This window comes from Mycobacterium sp. (assembly GCF_049673265.1).
Lineage (GTDB): Bacteria > Actinomycetota > Actinomycetes > Mycobacteriales > Mycobacteriaceae > Mycobacterium.
Genome location: NZ_JBATXN010000531.1, coordinates 1 through 1,738, shown reverse-complemented (window position 1 = coordinate 1,738; position 1,738 = coordinate 1). Strand labels below are relative to the sequence as shown.

The window sequence follows — 1,738 nt, the reverse complement described above, 5'->3', positions numbered from 1 at the left end:
GACGTCCGTCGGCCGGGTAAAGGCCTCGACCGGGCCGATCGGGGTCACCTCGCCGCCGATCCTGGACAGCCGAAACGTGCGGGTGGCGCCCCGATCGCGGTCGTGCCCGACGAGATACCAGCGGCCCTTCTCGGTCAGCACGCCCCACGGCTCGACCGTGCGCACGGTGTACGGCTCGGTGCGTGACGGTCGGTGCGAAAATTGCACGGCTTGCCCCGAATCGGTAGCCGACAGCAACGCTCCGAGAACGTCTTCCGATCCGCGCAATCCGAGGGTCCCGGCCGGCGACGCAATGGCCACTGGCGCATCCGGGTCGACGTCGACGCCGGCGGCCCGCAACTTCAGCAGCGCACCCTGGGTGGCGGTGATCAGCTCCGGCGATTCCCACAACTGGGTGGCGACGGCGACGGCGGCGGCCTCGTCGGCGGTCAGCTCGACGGCGGGCAGCGCGTAGGCATCGCGGTTGATCCGGTAGCCCTCGACCGGATCGAATGACGACACTTTGCCGGTCTCCAGTGGTACGCCCAGATCGCGCAGCTCGTTCTTGTCGCGCTCGAACATTCGCGAAAAAGCTTCGTCGCTGGCGGTGTCCGAATAGCCCGCGACGCTGGACCGGATCTTTTCGGCGGTGATGTAGCCGCGGGTGGACAACAACGCGATCACGAGGTTCATCAACCGCTCGACTTTAGAAATCGCCATCCGTTTATCAGGTTAGGGGTTACATGCTGGCGATCAGCCGTTTGACCCGCTCGTCGACCGACCGGAACGGGTCCTTGCACAACACGGTGCGTTGGGCTTGATCGTTGAGTTTGAGGTGCACCCAGTCGACGGTGAAATCACGACCGGCGGCCTGGGCGGCGCTGATGAATTCGCCGCGCAGCCGTGCGCGGGTGGTCTGCGGCGGCTGGTCGACGGCTTCCTCGATTTCTTCGTCGGTGGTGATGCGCGACGCCAGACCCTTGCGTTGCAGCAGATCGAAGACGCCGCGACCGCGTTTGATGTCGTGGTAGGCCAGATCCAGCTGAGCGATCTTCGGATCGGACAGCTCCATGTCGTAGCGGTCCTGGTAGCGCTGGAACAACTTGCGCTTGATCACCCAGTCGATTTCGGTGTCGACCTTCGCGAAATCCTGGCTTTCCACGGCATCGAGTTGGCGCCCCCACAAGTCGACGACCTGCTCGATCTGCGCGTTGGGTTCGCGAGTTTGCAGGTGTTCGACGGCGCGCGCGTAGTACTCCCGCTGGATGTCCAACGCGCTGGCCTGACGGCCGCCGGCCAACCGCACCGGCCGCCGACCGGTCACGTCGTGGCTGACCTCGCGGATCGCCCGGATCGGGTTGTCCAGCGAGAAGTCGCGGAATGCCACACCGGCTTCGATCATTTCCAGCACCAGCGCTGCGGTGCCCACCTTGAGCATGGTGGTCGTCTCGCACATGTTGGAGTCGCCGACGATGACGTGCAGACGGCGGTACTTCTCGGCGTCGGCATGAGGCTCGTCCCGGGTGTTAATAATCGGACGGGATCGGGTCGTCGCACTCGAGACACCTTCCCAGATGTGCTCGGCGCGCTGCGACAGGCAGAACGTCGCGGCCTTCGGGGTCTGCAGCACCTTGCCCGCGCCGCAGATGAGCTGGCGGGTGACCAGGAACGGCAGCAGCACATCGGAGATGCGGGAGAACTCCCCCGCGCGCACGATCAGGTAGTTCTCGTGGCAGCCATAGGAGTTGCCTGCCGAGTC

The 1,738-nt window shown here is 65.2% G+C and carries 2 protein-coding genes; both read right to left on the bottom strand.

Annotated features, from left to right (window positions below; all coding sequences use genetic code 11):
• Window positions 1-699 (bottom strand): helix-turn-helix transcriptional regulator (locus WBF82_RS18240; RefSeq protein ID WP_424384367.1); only part of this gene is annotated, 699 nt, incomplete at its 3' end.
• 19 nt (window positions 700-718) lie between these two features.
• The coding region (gene pafA, locus WBF82_RS18235) for a Pup--protein ligase (RefSeq protein WP_424384366.1) at window positions 719-1,738 on the bottom strand (1,020 nt) is incomplete at its 5' end.